The sequence below is a fragment of the Stenotrophomonas sp. G4 genome (assembly GCF_003428825.1).
In the GTDB taxonomy this organism is placed as follows: Bacteria; Pseudomonadota; Gammaproteobacteria; order Xanthomonadales; family Xanthomonadaceae; genus Stenotrophomonas; species Stenotrophomonas indicatrix.
In genome coordinates this window covers 2,989,665-3,016,652 of sequence record NZ_CP031741.1, presented here as the reverse complement: position 1 = coordinate 3,016,652, position 26,988 = coordinate 2,989,665, and the positions used below count along the sequence as shown (strand labels likewise).

The 26,988-nt window shown below is 67.2% G+C and carries 22 protein-coding genes, 1 tRNA gene and 1 pseudogene; 14 read left to right on the top strand and 10 right to left on the bottom strand.

Annotated features, from left to right (window positions below; genetic code table 11):
- The first annotated feature begins 294 nt into the window (after positions 1-294).
- Positions 295-1,314 (top strand): NADP-dependent oxidoreductase, encoded by a 1,020-nt coding sequence (locus D0Y85_RS13975; RefSeq protein WP_117310887.1) that lies wholly within the window; start codon positions 295-297, stop codon positions 1,312-1,314.
- A 9-nt stretch (positions 1,315-1,323) separates the two neighbouring features.
- Here D0Y85_RS13975 and D0Y85_RS13970 read toward each other — a convergent pair whose 3' ends face one another.
- Positions 1,324-2,166, bottom strand: a complete 843-nt coding sequence (locus D0Y85_RS13970; protein ID WP_117310886.1) for a methylated-DNA--[protein]-cysteine S-methyltransferase — start codon at positions 2,164-2,166, stop codon at positions 1,324-1,326.
- Between the two features lie 132 nt (positions 2,167-2,298).
- On the opposite strand from D0Y85_RS13970, the gene D0Y85_RS13965 reads away from it, so the two are divergent.
- Positions 2,299-3,060 carry an SDR family oxidoreductase gene (locus D0Y85_RS13965; RefSeq protein ID WP_025876348.1) on the top strand — a complete coding sequence of 254 codons (762 nt, stop codon included), beginning with the start codon at positions 2,299-2,301 and terminating at the stop codon, positions 3,058-3,060.
- A 6-nt stretch (positions 3,061-3,066) separates the two neighbouring features.
- On the opposite strand, the gene D0Y85_RS13960 is transcribed toward D0Y85_RS13965, so the two are convergent.
- A complete protein-coding gene (locus D0Y85_RS13960) occupies positions 3,067-3,552 on the bottom strand; it encodes a hypothetical protein (RefSeq protein WP_025876349.1) in 486 nt (161 codons plus the stop codon).
- A 164-nt stretch (positions 3,553-3,716) separates the two neighbouring features.
- Here D0Y85_RS13960 and D0Y85_RS20605 point away from each other — a divergent pair, with 164 nt between their 5' ends.
- Positions 3,717-3,890, top strand: coding sequence for a hypothetical protein (locus tag D0Y85_RS20605; protein WP_162887676.1), 174 nt, complete (start codon positions 3,717-3,719; stop codon positions 3,888-3,890).
- A gap of 53 nt (positions 3,891-3,943) precedes the next feature.
- Here the strand turns inward: D0Y85_RS20605 and D0Y85_RS13955 are convergent.
- The 4 genes from D0Y85_RS13955 to D0Y85_RS13940 form a co-directional block, all read right to left on the bottom strand.
- Positions 3,944-4,019, bottom strand: a tRNA-Ala gene (locus tag D0Y85_RS13955).
- A gap of 134 nt (positions 4,020-4,153) precedes the next feature.
- A complete protein-coding gene (locus D0Y85_RS13950; RefSeq protein ID WP_117310885.1) occupies positions 4,154-5,068 on the bottom strand; it encodes an alpha/beta hydrolase in 915 nt (304 codons plus the stop codon).
- Positions 5,058-5,951 (bottom strand): alpha/beta hydrolase, encoded by an 894-nt coding sequence (locus tag D0Y85_RS13945; RefSeq protein ID WP_117310884.1) that lies wholly within the window; start codon positions 5,949-5,951, stop codon positions 5,058-5,060. The genes D0Y85_RS13950 and D0Y85_RS13945 overlap by 11 nt, the downstream gene beginning before the upstream one ends.
- A 20-nt stretch (positions 5,952-5,971) precedes the next feature.
- The gene (locus D0Y85_RS13940) at positions 5,972-7,027 is read right to left on the bottom strand and encodes a sugar phosphate isomerase/epimerase family protein (RefSeq protein WP_117310883.1); all 1,056 of its coding nucleotides are present in this window, start codon (positions 7,025-7,027) and stop codon (positions 5,972-5,974) included.
- Positions 7,028-7,128: 101 nt separating this feature from the next.
- On the opposite strand from D0Y85_RS13940, the gene D0Y85_RS13935 reads away from it, so the two are divergent.
- On the top strand, positions 7,129-7,719 hold the full coding sequence (locus D0Y85_RS13935) for a TetR/AcrR family transcriptional regulator (RefSeq protein WP_025876357.1): 591 nt from the start codon (positions 7,129-7,131) through the stop codon (positions 7,717-7,719).
- 154 nt (positions 7,720-7,873) lie between these two features.
- Positions 7,874-10,204, top strand: coding sequence for a TonB-dependent receptor (locus D0Y85_RS13930; RefSeq protein WP_025876358.1), 2,331 nt, complete (start codon positions 7,874-7,876; stop codon positions 10,202-10,204).
- A 67-nt stretch (positions 10,205-10,271) separates the two neighbouring features.
- Here the strand turns inward: D0Y85_RS13930 and rnd are convergent, their stop codons facing one another.
- Positions 10,272-11,351: a ribonuclease D gene (gene rnd / locus D0Y85_RS13925; RefSeq protein WP_117310882.1), complete on the bottom strand. Its 1,080-nt coding sequence runs from the start codon at positions 11,349-11,351 to the stop codon at positions 10,272-10,274.
- Between the two features lie 84 nt (positions 11,352-11,435).
- Here rnd and D0Y85_RS13920 point away from each other — a divergent pair, with 84 nt between their 5' ends.
- The 3 genes from D0Y85_RS13920 to D0Y85_RS13910 all read left to right on the top strand — a co-directional run bounded on the left by D0Y85_RS13920 (position 11,436) and on the right by D0Y85_RS13910 (position 15,962).
- Positions 11,436-13,319: an SUMF1/EgtB/PvdO family nonheme iron enzyme gene (locus D0Y85_RS13920; RefSeq protein WP_117310881.1), complete on the top strand. Its 1,884-nt coding sequence runs from the start codon at positions 11,436-11,438 to the stop codon at positions 13,317-13,319.
- A gap of 102 nt (positions 13,320-13,421) precedes the next feature.
- Positions 13,422-14,312, top strand: a complete 891-nt coding sequence (locus tag D0Y85_RS13915) for a M48 family metallopeptidase (RefSeq protein WP_025876363.1) — start codon at positions 13,422-13,424, stop codon at positions 14,310-14,312.
- A 735-nt stretch (positions 14,313-15,047) separates the two neighbouring features.
- Positions 15,048-15,962 (top strand): IS110 family transposase, encoded by a 915-nt coding sequence (locus D0Y85_RS13910; RefSeq protein ID WP_117310880.1) that lies wholly within the window; start codon positions 15,048-15,050, stop codon positions 15,960-15,962.
- 239 nt (positions 15,963-16,201) lie between these two features.
- On the opposite strand, the gene xseA is transcribed toward D0Y85_RS13910, so the two are convergent.
- Both xseA and queG read right to left on the bottom strand, forming a co-directional pair.
- On the bottom strand, positions 16,202-17,542 hold the full coding sequence (gene xseA / locus D0Y85_RS13905) for an exodeoxyribonuclease VII large subunit (protein ID WP_032978676.1): 1,341 nt from the start codon (positions 17,540-17,542) through the stop codon (positions 16,202-16,204).
- A gap of 45 nt (positions 17,543-17,587) precedes the next feature.
- Positions 17,588-18,657 (bottom strand): annotated as a pseudogene (gene queG / locus D0Y85_RS13900) (tRNA epoxyqueuosine(34) reductase QueG).
- Positions 18,658-18,680: 23 nt separating this feature from the next.
- Here queG and D0Y85_RS13895 point away from each other — a divergent pair.
- The 6 genes from D0Y85_RS13895 to D0Y85_RS13870 all read left to right on the top strand — a co-directional run bounded on the left by D0Y85_RS13895 (position 18,681) and on the right by D0Y85_RS13870 (position 26,219).
- Positions 18,681-20,165: an NAD(P)H-hydrate dehydratase gene (locus D0Y85_RS13895; protein WP_117310879.1), complete on the top strand. Its 1,485-nt coding sequence runs from the start codon at positions 18,681-18,683 to the stop codon at positions 20,163-20,165.
- Complete coding sequence (tsaE, locus tag D0Y85_RS13890; RefSeq protein ID WP_117310878.1) at positions 20,162-20,644, top strand: tRNA (adenosine(37)-N6)-threonylcarbamoyltransferase complex ATPase subunit type 1 TsaE; 483 nt, start codon at positions 20,162-20,164, stop codon at positions 20,642-20,644. The genes D0Y85_RS13895 and tsaE overlap by 4 nt, the downstream gene beginning before the upstream one ends.
- Before the next feature lie 82 nt (positions 20,645-20,726).
- Complete coding sequence (locus D0Y85_RS13885; protein WP_117310877.1) at positions 20,727-22,304, top strand: N-acetylmuramoyl-L-alanine amidase; 1,578 nt, start codon at positions 20,727-20,729, stop codon at positions 22,302-22,304.
- Between the two features lie 128 nt (positions 22,305-22,432).
- Positions 22,433-24,337 carry a DNA mismatch repair endonuclease MutL gene (mutL, locus tag D0Y85_RS13880; RefSeq protein ID WP_117310876.1) on the top strand — a complete coding sequence of 635 codons (1,905 nt, stop codon included), beginning with the start codon at positions 22,433-22,435 and terminating at the stop codon, positions 24,335-24,337.
- Between the two features lie 11 nt (positions 24,338-24,348).
- Entirely contained in the window at positions 24,349-25,278 is a 930-nt protein-coding gene (locus D0Y85_RS13875) for a DUF1684 domain-containing protein (protein WP_117310875.1), read from the top strand.
- A gap of 2 nt (positions 25,279-25,280) precedes the next feature.
- Entirely contained in the window at positions 25,281-26,219 is a 939-nt protein-coding gene (locus D0Y85_RS13870) for a TraB/GumN family protein (protein ID WP_117310874.1), read from the top strand.
- Positions 26,220-26,299: 80 nt separating this feature from the next.
- On the opposite strand, the gene phaR is transcribed toward D0Y85_RS13870, so the two are convergent.
- A complete protein-coding gene (phaR, locus tag D0Y85_RS13865; RefSeq protein WP_117311939.1) occupies positions 26,300-26,845 on the bottom strand; it encodes a polyhydroxyalkanoate synthesis repressor PhaR in 546 nt (181 codons plus the stop codon).
- Positions 26,846-26,988 lie beyond the last annotated feature (143 nt).

The following is a 26,988-nucleotide window of genomic DNA, read 5'->3' as shown; positions in this document are numbered from 1 at the left end:
TTACGGACGTAGGACAGGTTCGGCAAGCGTTTTGGAAAAAAACCTTCACATGGGTGTCCGCGACCGGCGGAGGGCGTCGCAAGTGGTTGATCCTGCGTAGGGCCGGCCAGATGCGATTGCCGGACGCGGAAAACAGCGGCCTGCCGCTGACGCCAAAGCTGACGGGGCGGGCGATGCCGCGGCGGAGCGGGGAAGGCGCCGATGGAACGCTGTTTTCATGACATCCACGAGGGCAGGGCGCAGCGTACTGTCGCCGTTCCCCTCCCGACGCTGCCCGCAGCAGAGCCATTGGACATGTCCGATTCAACCACCCGCATCGTGCTTGCCTCGCGCCCCCAAGGTGCGCCGGTCGCCGCCAATTTCCGCCTCGAACAGATGCCGCTGCCGGCATTGGCCCCGGGCCAGGTGCTGCTGCGCAACCGCTACCTGTCGTTGGATCCGTACATGCGCGGACGCATGGACGATGGCCCGTCGTACGCACTGCCGGTGGCAGTGGATGCGGTGATGGAGGGCCAGACCGTGGCCGAGGTGCTGCAGTCGCAGGCGCCTGGTCTGGCGGTGGGCGAGCTGGTGCTGGCCCCCGGTGGCTGGCAGACGCATGCCGTGGTGGCGGGTGACGCGATCAGCCGGCACCTGGATCCGGCCGGGCTGCCGCTGAGCACAGCGTTGGGCGTGTACGGCATGCCGGGGTTCACCGCGTACTCCAGCCTGATCGAAATCGGCAAGCTGCAACCCGGCGAGACCCTGGTGGTGGCCGCTGCCAGTGGGCCGGTCGGCGCCACCGTGGCCCAGTTGGCAAAGCTGCAGGGCGCGCGCGTAGTTGCCATCGCCGGCGGTGAGGCCAAGCGTGCGTATCTGCAAACACTGGGCGTGGACGTGGCGCTGGACCATCGCGCCTCTGGTTTTGCCGAACAGCTGCGCGCTGCCGTGCCGGATGGCATCGACGTGTACTTCGAGAACGTGGGTGGGCATGTGCTCGATGCCGTGCTGCCGCTGCTCAATGATTTCGCGCGCATTCCGGTGTGCGGCACCATCGCCACCTACAACGCCCGCGGCGTCGCGCAGTCCGGACCGGATCGGCTGCCAGCGCTGTTCAGCCAGATCCTGCGCCAGCGCCTGACCGTGCGTGGCTTCATCGTGCATGACTTCAAGCATCTGTGGCCGGAATTCGAGCGCGACATGCCGCAGTGGCTGCGCGATGGGCGCATCAAGTACCGCGAAGACGTCGTGCAGGGTCTGGAGAATGCACCCGAAGCCTTCTTCGGCCTGCTGCAGGGGCGCAACTTCGGCAAGCTGGTGGTGAAGCTGGATTGAGCGACCGCGTCAGCGACGGGTCATCTTTTCCCGCCGCAGCAGTTCGCGCTTGCGTTCCACGCCCCAGGCATAGCCGGACAGATCCCCGTCGCGCCGCACCACGCGGTGGCAGGGCACCGCCACTGCGAGAGGATTGCTGGCACAGGCGCGGGCTACCGCACGACTGGCACGCGGCGCGCCGATCCGCGCTGCGATGTCGGCGTAGGACGCAGTCTGCCCGTGCGGAATGCGCTGCAGTGCCTGCCATACCCGCTGCTGGAAGGCGGTGCCACGGATATCCAGTGGCAGCGTGGTGCCGCGCGCAGGCTCTTCGATCAAGCCGATGACCTGGGCGATGAGGTGTTCGTAGCCCCGATCGGCACCCACCAGTTCAGCTTGCCGAAAGCGCTGCTGCAGGGAGTACAGCAACGCTTCTGGATCATCGCCCAGCAGGATCGCGACCACGCCGGTGCTGCTGCTTGCCACCAGTACGCTGCCCAGCGTGCTCTGTGCAATCGCGAATCGGATGACCTCGCCGCCGCCACCCGCGCGCCAGCGCTTGGGTGTCATCCCCAACAGGCGGGGTGCATTTTCGTAGAAGCGTCCGCTGGAACCGAATCCCGCCTCGTGGAAGGCATCGGTGATCCGGTCCTGGCGTTGCAGCCCTTCGCGCAGGCGGTCGGCGCGCAGGGCAGTGGCGTACTGCTTCGGGGTCACGCCGGTGGCTTGCTTGAACAGGCGATGCAGGCGGGATGGGCTGCAGCCGGCGATGTCGGCCAGTTCCTGCAGCGACGGTTCGTCAACGCTGGTCTGCAGATGACGGCAGACCCGTTCAATACGGGAATCCAGATCGATATCGGCGGTGCTGTCCATGTCGTGATTCTGGCATGCACCAGGGCAGTGGAAACTCCGTTTCCTGCACCCGCCGGCCGGGTCTGGAAACGGAGTGTCGGTGTGGCCGTGCAGGCGCATGGTTGCGGGCATATCCCAACCCGGAGCACATCCATGCGGCTGCACGACAAGATCATCCTCATCACCGGCGCCAGCGCCGGCATTGGCCGCGCCAGCGCGCTGCGTTTCGCTGCTGAGGGCGCGCGACTGGTCCTCAATGCGCGGCGCCCACAGCCGCTTCATGAACTGGCTGCGCAGATCCGCGCAAGCGGCGGCGAAGTGGCCGTGCATGCGGGTGACGTGGCCGATGCTGCCACCGCGCAGGTGCTGGTCGATCTGGCCCAACAGTCATTTGGCGGATTGGATGCCGCCATCAACAACGCCGGCATGCTCGGCCCCAGCCTGCCCACCGCAGAGCTCCCTGCCGATGCCTGGCGCGAGGTGGTGGCCACCAACCTGGATGCCGCTTTCCATGCGGCGCGCGCTCAGTTGCCGGCATTGCTGGCACGCGGCGGTGGCTCGCTGGTGTTCGTCGGCACGTTCGTCGGCCACACCGTGGGATTCCCGGGCATGGCGGCCTATGCAGCGAGCAAGGCCGGGCTGATCGGCCTGAGCCAGGTGATCGCCGCCGAGTACGGTGCGCGCGGCGTACGCAGCAACGTGCTGCTGCCCGGTGGCACCGACACCGAAATGGGCCGGCAGGCCGCGCCCACGGGCGATGCGCGTGATTTCGTGCGCTCGCTGCACGCCCTCAAGCGCATGGCTGAGCCGGAAGAGATCGCCAACGCGGCGTTGTTTCTGGCCAGCGATGAAAGCAGTTTCGTCACTGGCAGCGCGATGCGTGTCGAGGGAGGAGTGTCGATTACCCGCACCTGAGCATGCTCACCGGCGTGGCCGGTAGCGGATGCCGCTGCTGGCCATGAACCCCTTCGGATCGAAACCGGCCCAGGCCTCGCCCCAGTCGAAGCGGGCGTGCCCACCTGCCAGCGTCCGCCCCAGTGCCGCGCCGAGCGTGCGCTTCATGAAGGCGACCTCGGCGTCGATGGCAGCCTGGGTCGGCCAGCCCTCCTGCAGCTCTGCACCAGGCAGTTCGACGCCCATCGTCACCATGTCCAGTTGCTGGCCGCGGAAGCACAGGCTGATGCCTGCGCGGGCGCCGCCCAGGCTCAGCCCCTGCAGGCTCAGCCACAGATAGCCTGTGCCGACGTCGCGTTCGCCTTGGATCCACGCGGCAAACGCGATGCGCGCCTGGTCCAGTGACAGCGCGGGGCCGATCCGGGTCGGCAGGTTGCCGATCTGGATGCGTCCATCGGCGGCGTCGATGGTCATTGGCGCTGCTGGCGAAGCGGACTGCGCACGAGAGGGCATGGCATATTCCGATAAACATGAGGCTTTCTGATTCTGGGGGGGAGCCGATTGCGGTCGCAAGGCCGAGGCTGCACACGGTGTTGGCGCCGGACTGACCTGCGGCTCACGCCCCACGCTCTAGCGTGGCCGGGAGCATCGGTCCCCCACCGATGACGGAGCTTTCGATGAGCGAGCGCGACAAGGACCAGGCTGACCCCAAGCAGGGCGTGCAGGAAAGCCGGCAGGACAAGCAGCAGGATGAAGTGGCCAAGCAGCGTCCCGGCCAGCAGGACCAGAAGGTGCGCGATGCACATTCGCGTGCACCCGCGCGCAAGGACGGCGGGCAGGACCCGGCCTGAGCGGCTGGCCAGAACAGAAAGCCCGGCAGTGCCGGGGCTTTCTGTTTTTCATATGGTGGAGCCAAGGAGGATCGAACTCCTGACCTCGTCATTGCGAACGACGCGCTCTCCCAGCTGAGCTATGGCCCCATGGGGGTGTTGCATCCCGTGGGCAGCGGAGCTGGCGCCACGTGACGACCCTAGCATAGCGCTGGCCGGTGCCGGCTGCAAAGGGGCGTGCCGGACACAGCGGCGCAGGTGCTCTGCGCCGCTGCAGGCCTGGCTCAGGGCAGCAGGGCCGCCGCGCGCTGGATCGCGATGTCGGTCGCCGCCGACACACCATGCAGGTGGATGCAGGCGTGGATCATCCCCGGCAGGCGCTCCAGCGTGCAGTCCACACCCGCTTCCCGCAGGTTGGCGGCGTACTGTTCAGCTTCATCGCGCAGCGGATCGAACTCACAGCTCAGCACCGTGGCCGTCGGCAGGCCACGCAGATCGCGGGCGTGCAGGGGCGAAGCCAGCGCCTGTCGGCGGTCACTGTCGCCGAGGTAGGCCTGCCAGCAGCGCTGCATCAGTTCAGCGCTGAGGTAGTAGCCGTCGGCGAACTCGCGATAGGAGCCGCTGGCCATGATGGCATCCAGTGCCGGGTACAGCAGCAGTTGATGCGATGGCAACGGCAGTCCCTGATCGCGCAGCAGCAGGCAGCACGCGGCGGCGAGATTGCCGCCGGCGCTGTCGCCGCCGATGACCAGCCGTGCCGGATCAAGACCCAGCGCGGCGGCATGGGCCTGCAGCCACAGCCAGGCATCGGCGACGTCGTGCAGCGGCGTCGGGAACGGATGCTCCGGCGCCAGGCGATAGCCGACGGCAGCGACGACATGGCCGCTGGCATTGGCCAGGGCCCGGCATGGGCCGTCATAAACCGCCAGCGAGCACTGGAACCAACCACCGCCGTGGGCGAACAACAGGGCAGGGCGCAGCTCGGTGCCGTTGGCTGCGGGCGTATACAGGCGCACGACGAGCGCATGGCCGTCGCGCGCGCTGATGACGTGCTCCACGACATGCGATACCGCCTCGGTGGCACCTTGCAGCGTGGGCAGCGCCTGCTCGCTCAGTGCGCGCAGTTCCAGCAGATCGTCTGGCAGTGGTTGCGCCGCCACCGCATCCACGAACGATTGCAACGCAGGTTCAAGCGGCATGGTCAGCCTCCTGCAGGAACGGCAGCAGCTGGGCGAGGAAGGCGTCCGGTGCTTCTTCCATGATGAAGTGGCCACAGCCCGGCACGACGCTGCCGCGCAGGTCATCGGCGTGCGGCTGCAGGGTCAGCATGGGGGCGTTGCCGGTGGCGTGCTCGGCGCCGATGGCCAGCACCGGCATCGTCAACCGGCGTTGTGCGCGGAGCTGGTTCTGGCGGATGGTTTCCGGAATCGCTCGGTACCAGGCAAACCCTGCACGCAACGCGCCGGGGCGGCTGTAGGCGGCGATGTAGGTTTCGCTGGCCACCGCATCGCGCCGGTACGACCAGCGGTCGAACATGAAGTCCAGATAGGCACGTTCGCGACCGGTGATGAGGGCCTCGGGCAGATCGGCCACCTGGTTGAACATGAAGTGCCACAGGAAGATGTTGTCGGCCGGCGCGGCGAAGATGCCCGGCTCGGGTGCCAGCCCGGGAATCACCGCCTCGGTCACGGCCAGGCGCTGCACCGCCTGCGGCTGGTCGCTGGCCAATGCATAGGCGATCCACATGCCGATGTCATGGCCGACCACCTGATAGCGCTCGTGGCCCAGCGCCTGCATGGTCTGGTGCAGTACCGCCGCGGCGCTGCCGGTGTCGTAGCCGTGCGCGGGACGATCGGATTCGCCGATGCCGGGCGGGTCGACCGCGATCGCTTCGAAGCCGGCCTCGGCCAGCGCATGCAGCACGTGGCGCCAGGCGTACCAGGTCTGCGGCCAGCCGGGAATCAACAGCACCGGTTGACCGCTGCCGGCGGAGACGCAATGCACGCGCTGGCCGTCGATGCGCAGGTAGTGATGGCGCAGGGTGTCGTCGCCGGGGGTACCAGCGGTGGAGATGTTCGTCATGGGGATGTTCCTGTGGGGGCTCAGGCGATGCCGAGCATGTGCTGCATCTGGGCGCTGCTGATCGGCGCGCCGGCGAAGTCGTCGAAGATCTTGTCGGTGACCGGGATGATGTGGTCGCGGATGAAGGCGGCACCTTCGCGCGCACCGGCTTCCTGGTCCTTCAGGCAGCACTCCCATTCCAGCGTTGCCCAGCCTGCGTAGTCGTACTGCGCCAGCTTGGAGAAGATCGACCTGAAATCGACCTGGCCATCGCCCAGCGAGCGGAAGCGGCCCGCGCGTTCGGTCCAGTCGGCGTAGCCACCGTAGATGCCCTGGCGGCCATTGGGACGGAACTCCGCATCCTTGACGTGGAACATCCGGATCAGCGGATGGTAGATGTCCAGGAACTGCAGGTAATCCAGCTGCTGCAGCACGAAGTGGCTGGGATCGAACAGGATGCGGCAGCGCTCGTGCTGGCCCACACGCTCGAAGAAGCGTTCGAAGCTGGTGCCATCGTGCAGGTCTTCGCTGGGATGGATTTCGTAGCAGAGGTTGATGCCGTTGTCCTCGCAGGTATCGAGGATCGGCCGCCAGCGGCGCGCGAGCTCATCGAATGCGGCATCGATCAGGCCCGGCGGACGCTGCGGGAAGGGGAACAGGTAGGGCCAGGCGAACGAGCCGGAGAAGGTGCCCATGTCCTGCAGGCCGAGCCGGCGCGAGGCGCGGGCGGCAAGATGCAGCTGCTGCTGTGCCCATTCGCTGCGTGCCTGCGGATTGCCGCGCAGCGCTTCCGGTGCGAAGCCATCGCACAGTTCATCGTAGGCCGGGTGCACGGCCACCAGCTGGCCCAGGATGTGGGTGGTCAGCTCGCTGACCTGCAGACCGTGCTCGGCCAGGGTGCCACGCAGGTCATCGCAGTAGTCCTGGCTGTCGGCAGCGGTGGCCAGGTCGAACAGGCGCGCGTCCCATGCCGGAATCTGCAGGGCCTTGAAGCCATGGCCGGCGGCCCAGGCGGCGATGCCGGACAGGCTGTCGAACGGCGCCTGGTCGCCAGCGAACTGCGCCAGATGCAGGCTGGGGCCTTTGAGGGTTTGCATGTGTTGCTCCAATTGTTTGTCAGTCGACAAAGAATAGGCGCGTGCATCGGGATGGTCAACACCCGCGTTACACTGCGCGCCTCAGAACGGCAGGCAGGCAGATGGCAGGGCGACCGCGCGAATTCGACAGGGACCAGGCATTGCGCAAGGCGATGCTGCTGTTCTGGCAGCACGGCTATGAGGGCACCTCGATGTCGGCCCTGGTCGAAGCGCTTGGCATTGCCTCGGCGCGCATCTACGCCGCGTTCGGCAGCAAGGAGCAGCTGTTCCGCGAAGCGGTGGCGCTGTACGAGGAAGGCGAGGGCGGCTTCGCGCCGCGCGCGCTGGAGCAGGCGTCACTGCGCGATGCGATCGGCAGCATGCTGCGGGATGCCGTGTTGACCTACACCCGTCGCGGTCGTCCGCATGGCTGCCTGGTAGTGTCCTCGGCCAGCAGCGTGTCACCGGATGGCGAGGGCGTACGCGACTGGCTGGCCAGCCACCGCCGCCAGCGCACGGCGGCGATCATCGCGCGGCTGCAGCAGGCGCAGGCGGCTGGCGAGCTGGCGGCCGATCTATCCGTGCAGGCGCTGGGCGATCATTTCGCCACGGTGCTGCATGGCATCTCGGTGCAGGCGCGAGACGGCATCAGCCGCGAACGCCTGCTGGCGATGGTCGAGGTCGCGCTGGCGCCGTTACCGCAGCACGGCTGAGGCGGGGACTGTGCCGAAAGCGGCCTGATCCCCCTGCTGCCTGACGGCGCAACGAAATTGTAACAATTTGGAGGATAATGGCCGCTTGCGCAGTTTTCCTCCTATTTGCCGCCCGGCCAGCGCAGGCCGCACGGACGCCTCCTCAGAGCTTTCGATGCCTTCCCATTCCGATTCCCGCCGTTCGTCGGGCATGTCGTCCTCCTTCGTTTCCTTCCGTCGCCATCCGCTGGCCCTGGCCTGTGCAGGCCTGGCGCTGGCTGCCAGCTTCGGTGCTGCCGCGCAGGACAGTGCACCGACCCCGACCGGGCTGGACACCATCACCGTGACCGCCGAGCACCGCGAGCAGAACCTGCAGGAAGTGCCGGTGTCGGTAGGCGTGGTGCAGGGCGAGCGCATGCGCGACTTCACCGCCGGCGGCGACGACACCCTGCTGGCGCTGTCCGGCCGCGTGCCGAGCCTGTATGCGGAAACCACCACCGGCCGCATCTTCCCGCGCTTCTACATCCGCGGCCTGGGCAACATCGATTTCTACCTCGGTGCCTCGCAGCCGGTGTCGATCATCCAGGACGACGTCGTGCTGGAGCACGTGGTGCTGAAGTCCAACCCGGTCTATGACGTGGACCAGGTGGAAGTGCTGCGCGGTCCGCAGGGCTCGCTGTTCGGTCGCAACACCACCGCCGGCATCGTCAAGTTCGACACCCTCAAGCCGACCCAGGACTACAGCGGCCGCGTCAGCGCCAGCTATGCCTCCTACAACAGCGTGTCGATCGACGGTGGCTTCGGCGGCCCGATCAACGACATCGCTTCGTTCCGCGTGTCGGCGCTGTACCAGCACCGCGACGACTACGTCGACAACACCTACACCGGCCCCAGCGCCGACGGCACGGTCAGCCCGAAGAAGAATGCCATGGGCGGCTTCGACGATCGCAATGTGCGCGCGCAGCTGTTGTTGACCCCGAGCGACCAGTTCTCGATCCTCGCCTCGGCCCACGCCCGCGACTACGAAGGCACCTCGACCCTGTTCCTGCGCAACGCACTGACCAAGGGCTCGAACAAGACCGACGTGCCGCGCGACCAGGTCGCCTACGACGAGGCCGACAACAACCCGCAGGCGTACAAGACCTACGGCGGTTCGGTGAAGGCGCGTTATGACTTCGGCGCGATCGACTTCACCTCGATCACCGCTTACGAGACCACTTCCGGCTACAGCCGCGGTGACACCGACGGCGGCGCTGCGGTCAACTTCCCGGTCAATGGCGTGCCGAACGGCTACGGGCAGTCGATGGGCCAGATCCGTGACCTGGACCAGTGGACCCAGGAGTTCCGCCTGGCCAGCCATGACGACAGCGCCCTGCAGTGGCAGGCCGGTGCGTTCTACTTCAACGGCAGCGACACCACCGACTTCTACCAGCGCGCCTGGTTCCTGAAGGGCGCTGCGCGCAACCCGAACAACTGGGTGCGCCTGCGCAACAAGAACACCTCCTGGGCCGGTTTCGGCCAGCTCAGCTACGCCTTCACCGACAAGTTCACCGTCACCGCCGGCCTGCGCCAGACCCGCGATGAGAAGCACACCCGCCTGCTGAAGACGGCCGATACCGCTGCCGGCCTGGTCACCTACAAGGGCCGCACCGACGTCAAGATGACCGACACCACCCCGAGCTGGGATCTGAGCGCGATGTATCAGATCACCCCGGACGTGAGCGTCTATGCGAAGGTCGCCCGCGGCTTCCGTGGCCCGACCATCCAGGGCCGTTCGGCGGTGTTCAATGCCGACTTCACCACCGCCGATTCGGAGACGATCCTGTCCTGGGAAGCGGGCGTCAAGAGCAGCCTGTGGGACAACCGCCTGCGCCTGAACGCCACGGCGTTCACCTACACCGTCAACGACATCCAACTCAACGGCAACGATTCGGACGGCAACGGCGTGCTGTTCAACGCCGACAAGGCCAAGGCCTACGGCTTCGAAGCGGACATGGAGCTGCGCCCGATCCAGAACCTGACCCTGAGCGCCGGCCTGAGCCTGCTGCACAGCGAGATCAAGGACAAGCGCGTCTACGCGCAGGTCTGCGGCCTGAACGGCCAGGTGGTGTGCACGGTGAACGATCCGACCATCAAGGTCGGTGCCAACACCTTCGCGCAGATCGATGGCAACCCGCTGCCGAACGCACCGAAGTACAACATCAACCTGGCAGCGCGTTACGACTTCCCGGTCAGCGACGCGGCCACGATGTTCGTGTCCACCGACTGGAACAAGCAGGGCTACACCAGCTTCGTGCTATACGACAGCAAGGAGTTCAACTCCAAGGGTGATTTCGAGGGTGGCCTGAAGATCGGCTACTCGGGCAACTACGGTGCCTACGAAGTGGCGCTGTTCGCGCGCAACATCACCAACGAGAAGAACCTCAAGGGTGTGATCGAGAACTACATGGCCGCGGTCTACAACGAACCGCGCACCGTGGGTGTTTCGCTGAACATGAACTGGTAAGCACTACCGGTTGGAGTAGCGAAAACGGCGCTCATCGAGCGCCGTTTTTCGTTGTCCGCCCGGTTCCTCAGACTGCGGGCAACAACGCCTGCAACCGCGGCTCCAGTTCCTGCTGGCGCCAGCCGGCCAGCGCAGCCGGCCACTGCCGATGCTCCAGATAGCTTTCCAGATGCTTGCGTGAAGCCAGCACGCCGTCGGCCAGGCCGAGCTCGCGGCTGCGTTCGGCCACCGCATCCTGCAGCTTCTTCAGCAGCTGCTTGCTGGCATCGCTGGCCTGCATCGCCAACGGCGCATCGGCTTCGTCGGCCAGCGGCGTGTCCAGCGCCTGCCATACCGCAGCGGCCAGCTTGCGCGGCGCCTTCGGGAACTGTTCGAACAGCTTGCTCACTGCAGCGGCATCGGCTGGCGGGGTGCGTGCCAGGGTGGCGGCCAGTTCATTGTCCAGGATCCAGCTGCGCGGGCGGTCGCTGGCGCGCGCCTGCACGTCGCGCCAACGCAGCAGGCGCAGCAGGCGACGCTGCGCGGGGGCATCCAGGAACTGCGCCGAGCGCATGCCCAGGTGGGGCCAGCGGTCTTCGTCATTTGCCACGCTGGCCAGCAGGCGCTCGCCATCGTCGTGCAGCCACTGCTGGCGCCCCAGCGTTTCCAGCTTGGCGGAGATCGCGTCGTGCATCGCGAACAGATGCTCGACGTCGTCGGCGGCGTACTTCAGCTGGGAGTCCGACAACGGCCTGCGCATCCAGTCAGAGCGGGTTTCGCCCTTTTCCAAGGCCACGCCGGTGATCTCCTGCACCAGCTTCTGGTAGCCCATGCCAGCACCGATGCCAGCCAGCGCGGCGCCAATCTGGGTGTCGAACAACGGACGCGGCAGCACGCCACAGGTCCACTTGAACGCCACCAGGTCTTCGCTGGCACTGTGCATCACCTTGATGATGGATTCATCGGCCAGCCACGGCGCCAACGCCTCAGGCATGCCGGGAATCAACGGGTCGATCAGCAGGATGTCCTCGCCGACAGCCATCTGCACCAGCGCCAGCTGAGGCCAGAAGGTGCGTTCACGGATGAATTCGGTATCCAGGCCGATGCGGGTCGGCCGCTGCTGGCGGTATGTGTCCAGCTCGGCGGGGGTGGTGATCCAGGTTGCCACGTGTCAGGGCCTACTACTCGGGTTTGCTCAGGCAGGGGAGAATAGCCTAACGTCGGTCCGCATCCGTGCCGAAGGAGGCCCTGCTTGCGTTTTCTGCTGTCGCCCGCGCTGTTGACCGCCTTGGCCGTGGGCCTGGCCGGTTGCACGCCGTCGCCCCCTGCGCAGACCTCCGGTGGCCCCGCAGGCCAGCCGGCCGACCCTGCACTGCAGGCCGGGCCTGCGCCAGGTACCGGGCAGGGCACGGTGACCATTGCCGGTGACGACGCGGCCGAGGACATCCAGCAGTGGACGCCGCCGCGGGTCGATCGCCAGGGACGTACGCTGGCACAGCTGCGCCGGGCTGCCGAGCAGGCGTTCGCGCAGGGGCGTCTGTACGAAGATGGCGATGCGGCCGTGCCCCTGTGGCTGGCGGTGCAGGAAGAAGATGCGGACGACCGCCAGGCGCGCCTGGGCCTGCAACGTGCCAAGCAGCGCCTGCTGCAGCAGGCCGATGCCTTGTTGCAGCGGCCATTGCAGCAGCGTGAGGCGCTGGCCGAAGCCGGGCGCCAGGCGCTGGTGCTGCTGACCCTGGCGCCGAAGGACGAGAAGGTGCGCGCGCTGCAGGGGCGAGTCGAGACCGCGCAGCGCGTGGTCGCCTACAACCGCGCGGGCGAAGACGATCTGCGTGCCGACCGTATCGGCGAAGCGGGTGATGGTGCGATTGGCAACTTCCGTGAGGCACTTGCGCTGGACCCGGCGAATCGTCGCGCGCGGCAGGGCCTGGCAGCTGCGGAAAGTGGGCTGATCCGGCGTGCCGAGGATGCCGCGCGTATCCGCGATTTCGCCAGTGCCGGCGCGTGGTTGGCAGAAGCCAGCAAGGTGCGGGACTCGTCACCGACCATCGCCGATGCGTTCGAGCGCATCGAGCAGATCCGTGCAGCGGCACTGGTCCAGCTGCGCGATGGCGGCCTGCATGATCTGACCACCCCGCAGGGGCTGAAGCCCGCGCGCGAGAAGCTGGCCGAAGCGCTGCGCATTGCCTTGCCGGGCGACGCGGTGGTGGCGCAGTTGCGCGAACGCATCGAACTGGCCACCCATTACGGCAGCTTCCGGCCGGGGCAGGTGTTCAGCGATGCGCTGCGTGACGGCGGCCGTGGACCGCAGATGATCGTGGTACCCCACGGCGGATTCCAGATGGGCGCCAGCGACAGCGAACCAGGCGCGACCGACGCGGAGCGGCCGTCGCACTATGTACGCTTCGAGCGCGGTTTCGCGATGGCGATCACCGAGATCACCGTGAGTGATTTCGAGCGCTATGTGAAGGCGACCAATGCCCGCCCACGTGCGACCCGGCGTGGCCATTCGGTGGTCTATGACGAGCGCAGCGGCAATTTCATACGCCGCAGCGGCGTGGACTGGCGGTCCGACTATGACGGCGGGCGGGCACTGGGCAATTCGCCGGTGATGCACGTGAGCGTGCGTGATGCGGAGAACTACGCGAACTGGCTGTCCGAACAGACCGGCCGCAGCTACCGCCTGCCCAGCGAGGCCGAGTTCGAGTACGCGATGCGTGCCGGCAGCAGTGGCCGCTACCCGTGGGGCGATGCCGGGCTGCCACCGGAAGGCAGTGGCAATTACACCGGCAGCAAGGATGTTTCGCCTTCGGGCAGGCATTGGCACAACGCCTTCGTCGGCTATGGCGATGGTTGGTGGGGACCGGCCCCGGTCGCCAGTTTCCAGGCCAACGCCTTCGGGCTGCATGACATGGGCGGCAACCTGAGCGAGTGGGTGGCCGATTGCTGGCATGCCAGCTATCGGCGCGCGCCGGCTGATGGTGTGGCGTGGTTCAACCCGGGCTGCCGTTCACGGGTGATCCGGGGTGGCAACTGGGCCAATGCGCCGGAGCAGACCCGGGCGGCGTGGCGGCAATCGCAGGATTCGGATACCACCAACGCCCGCATCGGCTTCCGACTGGTGCGAGGGATCTGACGGGCACCACTGGATCGGCGCCGGTTTCACCCGCCGCAGGCAGCGCCGCACTAAGATTGCGCCGTACCCGCCGGCCGGCGGGGTCAGCCGGAAGACCAGCCGATGCGCAACGATCCTTTTTCCCGCTCGCCGCAGCAGCGGCGTGGCCTGTTCGGCAACATCCGCTGGTGGGTGCTGCTGCTGGCCGCTGGCTACGCGGCGTTCTACTGGTTTTCCAACCGTGCAGTCGACCCCTATACCGGCGAGAAGGTGCTGATCGACAGCAGCCTGGACGCCAGTCAGGAGAAGGCGCTGGGCCTGCAGGCCTACCAGCAGATCCTGTCGCAGGAACGCCCTTTGGGCCCGAATGAACAGGTCTCGCGGGATGTCCGGGCGATTGCCGAGCGACTGATCGCCAAGGTGGACGTGGTCGAAACCGCGCTGGCGCAGGAACACGGGTTGCAGCCGGCACACTTCGCACGCGACTTCGAGTGGGAAGTGAATGTGATTCCGTCCGAGCAGGCCAATGCGTTCTGCCTGCCCGGTGGCAAGATGGCGGTCTACACGGGGCTGATCCCGGTGGCGCGTACCCGCGATGCGATGGCGGTGGTGATGGGCCATGAGATCGCCCACGCATTGCTGCGCCATGGTGCACAGCGCATGGCCCAGCAGAAGCTGACCCAGATCGGCCAGGTGGCCGGCGCCGCCAGTGGTATGGATGCGCAGCAGCAGCAGATGATGATGTCGGCCATGGGCTACGGGTACCTGTTGCCGTACGCGCGCAGCCACGAGACGCAGGCCGATGAAGTTGGCCTGATGCTGGCGGCCGCGGCGTGTTTCGACCCGCGCGAGGCGGTGCCGCTGTGGCAGCGCATGGGCCAGGCCGGTGGTGGCCAGTCGCCGCCGGAGTTCGCCTCGACCCACCCCAACCCGGGTACCCGTATCCAGAACCTGCAGGCGTTGATGCCGAAGGCACTGGAGTATCGGCAGAAGTTCTGCGAGCAGGCCAGGTAAAGGGGGGGGGGCGGCAGGGCTGCGCCCTGCGCCCGCCGAAGCGGTAGTGCCGGCCGCTGGCCGGCAACCTCAACAGCAAGCAACAGCAACAGCTGGCTTCCTGTGGGGAGGCGGGGTGGGTCCGGTGGCGGGGGACGCTGCAAGTCCCCCTCCGGGCCCGGCCCAGCCGCTGGCGGCTGTGCGTTTGGGCGCTTGCGAAGCAGTGCTTCGCAAGCAAAGCGCCCTCACCCCTGTAAGCTCGGTCGCGCCATCCATGGCGCTCACGCCCCGCCACCGGACCCACCCCGCCTTCGACGGTTTTCCGCAATCTGTCTGGATGGCATGGTTTGCTTTTGGTAGGTGTCGACCTTGGTCGACAGTAGATCCACGCCATGCGTGGATGCTTTACGTCCCGATTTCGAAATATTCGATCTCGATGGAGATTCATCCACGCACGGCATGGATGTCCCAACCGCCACCGGGAAACTGTCGAAGGTGGGCGGTGTCGGATTGCGGGGTGTCCGCGGCATGGATGCCGCGGCCAAGCCTTATCTGATTGGAATCTGGCACCGTAGGTGTCGAGAGCCGGCGTGGGCCGCCGTGTAAGCCTGGATCTCAACGATCGCCATGTAGCTTGGCGCCCACGCCGGAATCTCCCTTGATCCGCCCGAACAGTTGCTGGAGCTGACACTCGCAGTGATAAGACTGGGCAAGCGGGGGAGCTCTCGACCCTTCCAGACTATACGGAGTCCGGTGATGAACGGGATCGGGATTGATGTCAGCAAGCGCCAGCTGGACGTTGGCACGACAGACGGAAAGACCCTGCAGGTCAGCAATAGCCGCTCCGGCTTTGCTGAATTGGACCTCTGGCTGCAAGGGCATCCGGCCGTCCAGATCGTGTTGGAGGCCACTGGTGGCTACGAACAGCCTGTGCTGGACTTCCTGCACAACGCTGGTCATCCGGTGGTCCGCGCCAATGCCCTGCGGGCGCGGAAACTGGCCCAGGGGCTTGGCCACATGGCCAAGACCGACCGCTTGGATGCCTATGCCTTGGCCAAGATGGCCGCGCTGGTGAAGCTGCGTTCCTATCAGCCACTGGAGCCTTGGCAGCGGGAAATGCGTGACTTCGTGCGGGCACGCCGACAGGCGATGCACGCGCTGACCGTCGCGCGGCAGCAGCAGGAAATGGTGGGTAATCGTGAATTACGCCGACTGCTTCAGGCCAACATCACTTGCTTGCAGAGAACGGTGGAACGTTTGGGAAAGCGGATTTCCGAACAGGTTTCCAAGCAGCCTCAACTGGCTGTCCTGAAGTCGATGAAAGGTGTTGGCCCGGGCCTGCAGGCAGTGTTGGCCAGCTATCTCCCCGAGCTGGGCAAGATCAGTGGCAAGGCCGTGGCCAGCCTGGTCGGTGTGGCCCCGATGTCCCATGACAGCGGGACCATGCGTGGCAAACGAAGCATCCATGGCGGCAGGGCTGAGATCCGTCAGGTGCTCTACATGGCCAGCATGTCGGCCATGCGGCATGAACCTCGCCTGCGGGACTTTTACCAGTCGCTGCGAGCGCGGGGCAAGGAAGGCAAAGTGGCCATCGTGGCGGTGATGCGGAAGATGCTGGTGATTCTCAACGCCCGTATGCGTGACGCTCAAGGCGGATCGATCCCCGCCTGAGCGCACCAGAGGGCGTTGCTCCTGAGGCTGCCGGCCAGCGGCCGGCACTACCGTGCCCGTTTACCGGAAGGGCTGGCGCCTCCAGCAACACAGTTGCTACACGGACGTACTTGCGGCGTCCCCGCACTCCGACACCGCCCCGCCATCCCACGGAATGCTCGCTGTTGCTGTTGCTACTGGGGTTGCCGGCCAGCGGCCGGCACTACCGCGGGTGCAGGGCGCAGCCCTGCCGAACACCCTTACTTGACCGCAGTCACCTGTACGTCGATCACGCCGTCGCCGACCCGGGCCTGCAGTGCGTCACCCGGTTGCACCTGCTCGATCCGGCGCACCAGCGCGCCATCGTCTGCACGGGTCACGATGCTGTAGCCGCGCGCGACGGTCGCCAGCGGACTGACCGCTTCCAGCGAACGTGCAAGGCCACGCAGGCGCAGCGCATCACGCTGCAGCAGGCGCTGCAGCGCCGCTTGTGGGCGCCCGCCCAACGCGGCAAGGCGACGTCGCAGCGCCTCCATCTGCCGCTGCGGATGATGGCCCCTTAACACTGCAGCAGCGTGGCGCAAACGGGCTGCGCGACGCTCCTGCTGCTGGTTGTGCGCCGCATGCAAGCGACGTCCGAGGTCCAGCTGACGACGGCGCAGCAGATCCAGTCGTGCCTGCGGACTCTGTGCGTTCAAGCGCAGCAGGGCGCGATCAGCGCGCTGCATCGCCTGCTGCATGGCGTGGCGTTGCAGCTGCACCATGCGAGCCGCGTTGCGGCGCAGGCGCAAGGCCAGGTCGCGCTGATCGGGTACCAGCAGTTCCGCGGCCACCGATGGCGTAGGCGCGCGCAGGTCAGCAGCGAAATCGCTGAGACTGAAGTCGGTTTCGTGACCCACCGCCGAGACCACCGGCGTGCCGCTGGCGGCGATTGCGCGGGCCAGCGCTTCATCGTTGAACGCCCACAGGTCTTCCAGCGAGCCACCACCACGGGTCAGCAGGATCACGTCGTAGCGGCCGCTGGCATCGGCGGCCTGCAGCAGGCGGGTGATCTGTGCGGCAGCGGTTGCGCCCTGCACCAGGGTCGGCAGCAGATCCACTTCCAGCAACGGGAAGCGGCGGCCGAGCACGCTCAGCACATCGCGCACGGCGGCACCGGTGGGCGAGGTGATCACCGCCAGGCGCTGCACGTGGGCCGGCATCTGCCGCTTGCGGGCCGGGTCGAACAGTCCCTCGGCTTCCAGCCGCGCCTTCAGTTCTTCGAACGCGCGACGCAGCGCGCCTTCGCCGGCTTCCTCCATGTGGTCCAGCACCATCTGGTACTCGCCACGGGCGTCGTACAGGGTCACCTTGCCGCGCACCAGCACGCGCATGCCCTCGCGCGGAACGAACTTCAGGTACTGCGCCTTCATCCTGAACATCGCAGCGCGCAACTGTGCACGCGCGTCCTTCAGGGTGAAATACAGATGGCCGGACGCCGGCCGCGCCACGCTGCCCAGTTCGGCTTCCACCCAGATCGCCGGGAAGCTGCCTTCCAGCAGGTCGCGCGCCAAGGTGTTGAGCTGGCTGGGGGTGAAGACGTCGTTGTTGCGTGGCTGCATGGTGACGGCGTGGGGCAGATGGAGCAGGGGGCTCAGGATCGCACGTCAGCGCTGGCCGTGCTGGCCCAGTGCCCATTGCACGTGTTCGCGGACTACGGGCGAAGCATCGTCGGCGCGCGTCTGCAGCGCCGACAGCGTCTCTGCCGTGGTTGGCGCATTGCCCAGCGCCACGGCGATGTTGCGCAGCCAGCGCTCGTGACCACTGCGGCGGATCGGGCTGCCTTCGGTACGGCGCAGGAATTCAGCTTCGTCCCAGCCGAACAACTGGTCCAGGCGTGCGGTGTCCAGGTTGTTGCGGGCGCGGAAGTCAGCCTCGTCGGTGCGCTTGGCGAACTTGTTCCAGGGGCAGACCAGCTGGCAGTCGTCGCAGCCATAGATGCGGTTGCCGATAAGCGGTCGCATCTCAACTGGAATCGCACCGTCATGCTCGATGGTCAGGTAGGAGATGCAGCGGCGCGCATCCAGCCGCTGCGGGGCGGTGATGGCCTGGGTCGGGCAGACGTCGATGCAGCGCGTACAGGTGCCGCAGTGCGCGCTGGCCGGTGTGTCGATCGGCAGCGGCAGGTCGATGTAGATCTCGCCGATGAAGAACCACGAGCCGCCGTGGCGGTCGATCAGGCAGGTGTGCTTGCCGATCCAGCCCAGCCCCGCGTTGCGTGCCAGCGCGCGTTCCAGCACTGGCGCCGAATCGACGAAGACGCGGTAGCCCAGCGGCGCCACCTCATCGTTGATCTGCGTGGCAAGTTTCTGCAGGCGGTTGCGCATCAGCTTGTGGTAATCGCGGCCAAGTGCGTAGCGGGCGACGTAGGCGCGCCCCGGATCGGCCAGGGTCGCCCACGCTTCGGTGTCGTCCCTGTGGCTGTAGTCCATGCCCACCGAAATCACCCGCACGGTGCCGGGAACCAGTTCTGCCGGGCGCGCGCGCAGGGGCCGTGGCGTGCCATCCAGTCCATCGTGCCGTACAGGCCCTGGCCCAGCCAGTCGGCCAGGTGCGCCTCGTCCTCGCCCAGTTCGATGCCGGCGATACCGCAGCGCTGGAAGCCATGCGCGCGCGCCAGATCGCGGATGCGCTGTACGGCCAGGGCCGGATCGAGGGGGGCAGGGACGGGGGACATGTGCACCAGTATAAAATCCCTGCATGGCCAACCTCGCCGATCTGTTCGATTCCCGTGCCGCACGCATACTCGATGCCCAGGCCTCCGCGCTGGCGGGCGATGGTGGCTGGGGCCTGATGGCCCAGGCGGGCCACGCGGCCTGGCAGAGCCTGCTGCAGCACTGGCCACAGGCGCGGCGGATCGGCGTGGTGGTTGGCAGCGGCAACAATGGCGGCGATGGCTATGTGCTGGCCTGTCATGCGCTGCAGGCCGGGCGGCAGGTGCAGCTGATCGCGCTGCCGGGCAGCCCACCTTCCACGGCGTTGGCGCAGCGCGGCGCAGCGGATTTCAGGTCCGCGGGCGGCACCGTCACTGATTTCAACGGCGAACTGGCCCAGGCCGATCTATGGGTCGATGCCCTGTTCGGCCTTGGCTTCTCCCGGGCACCAGAGGGCGCGGCACTGGCCTTGATCGAGGCGCTGAACGCGCAGCAGGCGCCGGTGTTGGCGTTGGACGTACCCAGCGGTGTCGACGCCGACCATGGCTGCGTGCCGGGCGCAGCCGTACGCGCGGCCCTGACAGTGCAGTTCATCGTTGCCCACCGCGGCCTGTACACCGGCGACGCACTGGAATACACCGGGCGCAGGCATCTGGCACCACTGACGCTGGCCGATGCGGCCTGGCAGGGTGTCGTCGCTGCTGCAGAGTGCTGGACCCAGTCGCGCCTGCCCGATCTGCTGCCGCCGCGCCGTGCCAACAGCCACAAGGGCGAATCCGGCCATGTGCTGTGCGTGGGCGGCAACCATGGCAGCGGCGGTGCCATCGCGATGGCCGCCGAAGCTGCGCTGCGCGCTGGCGCGGGCCTGCTGAGCATCGGCACCCGCCGCGACCATGTCGGCCCGCTGCTGGCGAGGTTGCCTGAAGCGATGACGCACGCGCTGGAAGATGGCTCAGCGCTGCCGGCGTTGCTGGCAAAAGCCAGGGTGGTGGCGATCGGCCCGGGCCTGGGCCAGGACGAATGGGCGCGCGCGCTGTATGCGCGTGTGCTGCAGTCAGGCCTGCCGCTGGTGATCGACGCCGATGCGTTGAACCTGCTGGCGCAGGATGCACATGCGCTGCCCGATGCGATCCTGACCCCGCACCCCGGCGAAGCTGCGCGCCTGCTGGAAACCACCACGGCGGCAGTCCAGGCTGATCGCTATGCCAGCGCGCAGGCGCTGGCCGAGCGCTATCACGCGGTGATAGTGCTGAAAGGGGCGGGCAGCATCGTCGCCGCGCCCGGCCATGCACCGCGGCTGATTGCGGCCGGCAACCCGGGAATGGCGGTGGGTGGCATGGGCGACCTGTTGACCGGCATCATCGCCAGCCTGCGCGTGCAGGGCCTGCCTGCGTTCGATGCGGCGGCAGGCGGTGCGCTGCTGCATGCCCTGGCCGGCGATGTCGCCGCCGCCGACGGTGCCCGCGGCCTGCTTCCCACTGATCTGCTGGCGCCCCTGCGGCGGCTGGCCAACCCGGAACGTTCCCGATGACCGAATTCTTCCTTGCTGACAGCAACGCCACCGAACTGCTGGGGCAATGGCTGGCAGCCACCCGTCCGCCGCAGGCGTTGGTCGAGCTGCGCGGTGATCTTGGCGCCGGCAAATCGACCACGGCGCGCGCGCTGTTGCGGGCGCTGGGCGTGCAGGGGGCGATCCGCAGCCCCACCTATACCCTGATCGAGCGCTATCCGCTGTCCACTGGCGGCGAGGCCTGGCACATGGACCTGTATCGCATCGGCCAGGCCGGCGAGCTGGATTTCCTCGGGCTGGACGAGGGCAGTGCCGTGCTGTGGCTGGTCGAATGGCCAGAGCGCGGTGCCGGTGCGCTGCCGCCAACCGATCTGGTGGTCGCACTGGAGATTGAAGGTCAGGGGCGTCGCGTTCGTCTCACTGGCATCAGCGACACAGGACGTGAATGGCTGCAGCGGCTTCCCGAAGGTGGCGACTTGCAGGCCCTTTCTGTCGGCTGACGAGAACAAAGATCGGCAGGTTACGGATTATTAAGGAAAAAGGTGTTGCATTCCGTTCAGTGCGGTGATTGAATCCTGAGTCATGCGCCCGGGGAATCGACTCATTGCCATCTGTGCCGCCGTCGGACTTGGTCTGGCGAGCGTCAGTGCGTGGGCCGGTGAGGTCCGCCAGGTGCTGCTCAATTCCGGTGCGACCGGAACCCGCGCGGAAATCGCGCTGGTCGGCAGTGGTGGCTACAAGACCCTGTCGCTGGCCGGTCCGAACCGGCTGGTGGTCGATTTCCCCGATTCCAGCGCGGTGCGCAACCTGAAGATGCCGTCGCCGCAGGGCGTGGTAACTGCGGTGCGTACCGGGCAGCCGGTGCCGGGCACTTTCCGTGTCGTATTCGACCTGGCCGAGACGGTCGCCCCCTTCCGCCCGCAGATGCAGCGCGAAGGCAATGAATCCAAGCTGGTGATCGAGTGGTTGGGTGATGGCCCGGCCGTGGCCGCCAGTCGCCCCGCGCCGACGCCTGCGCCGACGCAGCCGCCAGCGGCATCTTCGGTGAGTCCGGCTGCGGTCCCGGGCCCGACCCCGGCACAAACCGCACAGTCCCGTGGTGATGCCGCGCGAGCCACTGCGCTGTTGACCGCGCAGGTCCAGCAGCAGGCCAGTGCCAGCGCTGCGGCACCCGCCGCGCCGACGCCGGCGCCGAGCACCACCCCGGTGCAGATGGCGGCAGCAGGCACCACCGCCAGCAGCACCCCGACGTCGTCGCCGGCAGCCATCTTGGCTGGTCAGGTCACCACTGCAGTTGTGGCCACCCAGCCGAAGCCGGTGCCGACACCTGTTGCGCCGACCGAGTCGCCGCGTCCGACCATGCCCAGCGATGCCTCGCGCATCCGCATGCAGCCGGGCATGCGTCACCTGGTGGTGGCGATCGATCCTGGCCATGGCGGTCAGGATCCGGGCGCCATCGGCCCGACCGGCAAGCGCGAGAAGGACGTCACCCTGGCGGTGGCGCGTGAACTGGCCCGCCAGGTCAACGCCACGCCTGGCCTGAAAGCCTTCCTCACCCGCGACAGCGATGTGTTCATCCCGCTGCCGATGCGTGCGCAGAAGGCGCGTGCGAACAAGGCCGACATCTTCATTTCGATCCATGCCGACGCCGCCGAAAACCGCTCGGCCACCGGTTCGTCGGTGTATGTGCTGTCGACCAAGGGCGCGTCTTCGCAGCGTGCACGCTGGCTGGCGGACAAGGAAAACGCGGCCGATCTGGTCGGTGGCGTGCGCCTGCAGCAGACCGAAGGCACGCTGGCCAACGTCCTGCTGGACCTGGCCCAGAGCGGCTACATGAAATCCTCCGAGGACGCAGCCGGGCACGTGCTGGGCGGCCTGAAGCGTATCGGCAACAACCACAAGCCGAACATCGAGCGCGCCAACTTCGCCGTGCTGCGCACTTCGGACATGCCGGCGATGCTGGTGGAAACCGCGTTCATCTCCAACCCGGATGAAGAGCGCCGCCTGATCGACCCGGCTTACCAGCGCAAGGTCGCCGGTGCGGTGCTGGATGGCGTGCACACCTTCTTCAGCCGCCAACCGCCGCCGGGCACGTTGTACGCCGCGCGCGCGCAGGCCGAGATCGATGCTGCAAGCACCGTGGCGGGCGGCAGCAAGTAACCCGCTTGATCGCCTGCGTCCGCTGAAGCCAGGCCACGCCTGACTGGCGCCGCGTACGCTGCATCTCGACTCTACCTGGCGCCGCTCCGCTATCATCGTGGCATGACGTCTGCCTGCCTTGCCTGCCCATGAACGCGCCCGATCCGCGTCCGATCCGGCCGCTGCCGGAAATCCTGATCAACCAGATTGCCGCCGGTGAAGTGGTCGAACGACCTGCATCGGTGGTCAAGGAACTGGTTGAGAACGCGATCGATGCCGGCGCCAGCCGCGTCGATATCGAGCTGGAAGAAGGCGGTGTGCGCCTGATCCGCATCCGCGACAACGGCAGCGGCATTGCCGCAGAACAGTTGCCGCTGGCGGTTTCGCGGCACGCCACCAGCAAGATCGCCAACCTGGATGAGCTGGAAGCGGTGGCCACGCTGGGTTTCCGTGGCGAAGCGCTGCCGTCGATCGCCTCGGTCAGTCGTTTCACCCTGGCCTCGCGCCGTGCCCATGATGAGCACGGTTCGGCACTGCAGATCGAAGGCGGCAAGATCGGCGAGGTGACCCCGCGCGCGCATGCGCCCGGCACCACGGTGGAAGTGCGCGAGCTGTTCTACAACGTGCCGGCGCGGCGCAAGTTCCTGCGCGCCGAGCGCACCGAACTGGGGCATATCGAAGAGTGGCTGCGTTCGCTGGCGCTGGCCCGTCCCGATGTCGAACTGCGCGTCTCGCACAACGGCAAGGCCTCGCGTCGCTACAAGCCGGGCGACCTGTATTCGGACGTGCGCCTGGCCGAGACCCTGGGCGAGGACTTCGCCAACCAGGCCGTGCGCGTGGACCACAGCAGTGCCGGCCTGCGCCTGCATGGCTGGATCGCCCAGCCTCACTATTCGCGCGCCAGCACCGATCAGCAGTACCTGTACGTCAACGGACGTTCCGTACGTGACCGCAGCGTCGCCCACGCGGTGAAGATGGCCTACGGCGACGTGCTGTACCACGGCCGCCAGCCAGCCTATGTGCTGTTCCTGGAACTGGACCCGACGCGCGTCGACGTGAACGTGCACCCGGCCAAGCATGAGGTGCGCTTCCGCGATTCGCGGCTGGTGCATGACTTCGTCTACCGCACCCTGAAGGATGCACTGGCCGACACCCGTGCCGGCATGACCGCGCAGGAGATCGGTGCCGGCGCGGCGCATCCGGCCGAAGGCGACCCTGCGGCGGCGATGCCGGGCGCGACGGCGTCCAGCTTCGGCTACGTGCGCGGCCCGGCGCCCGGTGCCGGGCAGGGCGGCGGCGGTGGCGGCTTCTCAGGCTGGCGCCCGCAGCAGCCGCTGGGCCTGCAGGTGGCCGACGCACCCGCTGCTTACGCTGCGTTGTATGCGTCGCCAGCGGGTGCCGAGCGTGGTGCAGCACTGCCGCCGATGCCGATGGAGAACGGATTGCCGGTCACCAGTGCCGACGCCGGCGTACCTCCGCTGGGTTACGCCGTTGCCCAGCTGCATGGCATCTACATCCTGGCCGAGAACGCCGAAGGCCTGATCGTGGTCGACATGCATGCGGCGCACGAACGCATCGGCTACGAGCGGTTGAAGAATGCGCACGATGGCATCGGCCTGCAGTCGCAGCCGCTGCTGGTGCCGATCACCCTGGCGGTGGGCGAGCGCGAGGCCGATACCGCCGAGGCGGAGGCCGATACGCTGGCCGCGCTCGGGTTCGAGATCACCCGTGCCGGACCGGGCGCGCTGCACGTGCGCAGCATCCCGGCGCTGCTGGCCCATGCCGAACCCGAAGGCCTGCTGCGCGATGTGCTGACCGACCTGCGCGAGCACGGCCAGAGCCGTCGCATCGCCACTGCGCGCGATGAGCTGCTGTCGACCATGGCCTGCCATGGCGCGGTGCGTGCCAACCGGCGCCTGACCGTGCCGGAAATGAACGCGCTGCTGCGCGACATGGAAATCACCGAGCGGTCCGGCCAGTGCAACCACGGCCGACCGACCTGGGCCCGTTTTTCGCTGGCGGAGATCGACCGCTGGTTCCTGCGCGGACGTTGAGGGGAGCACCGATGCGATTTTGCCGAATGGGCAGCCTGCTGGCGGCCCTGTTGTTGGTGGCCTGCAGCCCGGCACCCACGCCGGCACCGGCTGCCGTTGAGGATCCGGCCTTCGCCGCACAGCAACAGCAATGGCGGGTGCTGCGCTACCAGGACCTGACCCGGCCCGATGGCTGGACCGCGCTGGTCGGCCTGCACTGGTTGCAGAACCGATCGCACTTCGTCGGCAGCGGCGACACCAGCGGCATCCGCCTGGCGGTGGGGCCGGCCAAGCTGGGCCTGCTGCGCCGTGACGGCGACCAGTGGTGGTTCACGCCGGAGTCCGGCACGGATGTCACCCTTGATGGACAGCCTGTGCGCGGGCGTGTGCGCATGGATACCGACAAGGATCCGCAGCCGACCCTGCTGGCCTTCGATGGTGGCAAGGGCCAGCTCAGCCTGATCCGTCGCGGCCCGCGTGACGCACTGCGGGTCAAGCATGCCGATGCACCGGCGCGCCGCGATTTCGCCGGCCTGCAGTACTGGCCCGGTGGCACGCAATGGCAGGTGCAGGCGCGCTTCATCGCGCATCCGCCAGGCAAGACCCTGCCGATCGTGGACATCACCGGCCTGACCACCGAGATGCCCAACGCTGGTGCCGTGGAATTCGATCGCGACGGCCGCAGCTGGCGGCTGGAAGCGATCGGCGAACCGGGGCAGCCGCTGTTCCTGATCTTTGCCGACCGTACCAGTGGTCACGGCAGCTACCCTGCCGGCCGCTATCTGGATACCGATGCGCCCACGGCCGACGGCCACGTGACGATCGACTTCAACCACGCCCACAACCCACCGTGCGCGTTCACCGCCTATGCGACCTGTCCGTTGGCACCGCCGGAAAACCGCCTGGACCTGCGCGTGGAAGCGGGTGAAAAGACGTATCACCTGCCTGAAGGAGAGGGTTGAACATGTTGATGAAACTGTTGCTGCGCAGTGCCGTTCTTCTCGCTGCCTGCGCCGTCGGTCCGTTGGCCGTCGCGCGCGATGCGCCGGCCGAAGCCACGGCCGGCAAGCCGCCGGTGCCGCTGCTGTGGAAGGTCACCGGGCAGGGAGATGCGCGCCTGTACCTGTTGGGTTCCTTCCATCTGTTGAAGCCGCAGGACTATCCACTGTCGACCGAGGTCGAGCAGGCATTCGACGCTTCCCAGCGTGTGCTGTTCGAAGTGACCCCTGAGGAACTGCAGTCGCCGCAGATGGCCAGCCTGATGGTGCAGGTGGCTACGCGCAAGGACGGCAGCGAACTCAAGCGTGACCTGGATGCGCCGACCTGGCAGAAGCTGCAGGCCTATGCGACGCAGAACAAATTGCCATTGGCGCAGTTGCAGGGCATGAAAGCGTGGTTCGTCGGCCTGACCATCACCGTCGGGCAGATGCAGAAGCTGGGCCTGGACCCCGAACTGGGGCTGGACCGGCACTTCATGCAACGGGCGCAGAAGGCCGGCAAGAAGACCGCAGGCCTGGAAGACATGTCCAGCCAGATCAACCTGCTTGATGGCATGAGCGTGCAGGAGCAGCGGCAGATGCTGTCCGAGGCCCTGGACGAAGCGGGCAAGGGGGACGCCCAGGCGCAGATGCTGCATGAGGCCTGGCGCCGCGGTGACGATCGCCTGCTGTGGAGCCGGATGGGCGTGGAGATGCGCCAGAAGTATCCGCAGCTGTACCAGCGCATCAATACCGACCGCAACGATGCGTGGGTGCCCAAGCTGCTGCCGTACCTGCAGGCCGGGCAGGGCGGCACGCTGGTGGTAGTGGGCGGCCTGCACCTGCTGGGCAACGACGGCGTGGTCGAGAAGCTGCGGGCGAAGGGGTACAAGGTCGAGCGGGTCTGCAAGGGCTGCAGGAAGTAGAACCACGCCCCGCGTGGAGGCGTTCAAAACAGAACGGCGCGCCGATGGCGCGCCGTTTTCGTATCCGCCGGGGCGGGGGCTCAGCGGCGGGTCTTGCCGCCGGTGCCGGTGCTGCCGGTCGGATCATTCGGCTTGCCGGCCGTACCGGCGCCGGTGCCCGTTCCGGTGCCACCCGGACGCGGGCCACCGAAACCGCTGCCCATGTTGCGCTGGAACTCCTGCCACAACTCCAGGTTGCGCTCGGTCAGCTGGTTCATCATCGCCCACGGCGTCTGCCCCAGCAGGTTGCCCATCTGCTGGCGGAACTGCTGCTGCTGGTCGAGGAAGACCTGCATGCTGCGCTCCAGGTAGTTGCCCATGAAGCCCTGCAGGGAATCGCCGTAGAAGCGGATCAGCTGGCTCAGCAGCTGGGTGGAGAGCATCGGTTCACCGTCCTGCTCCTGGTCGGCGATGATCTGCAGCAGGACCGATCGGGTCAGGTCGTCGCCGCTCTTGGCGTCGCGGACTTCGAAGTCTTCGCCGTCGAGGATCAGCTGGCGCACGTCCTCGATGGTGATGTAGCTGGAGATCTCGGTGTCGTACAGACGGCGGTTCGGATACTTCTTGATGATGCGGGTCGCAGCCATGAAGCGGTACTCGTCACAGTAGACGCGCAGCATGGCGCAGTGCAGCAGCGGTTGCAACCGCCCCAGCCCCCGCCAGGCTTGGCTTTCCGTTGCCGGAATGTTGCGCAGCAAGGCTTTGCGTGCTGCGCAGCATGACCAACGGC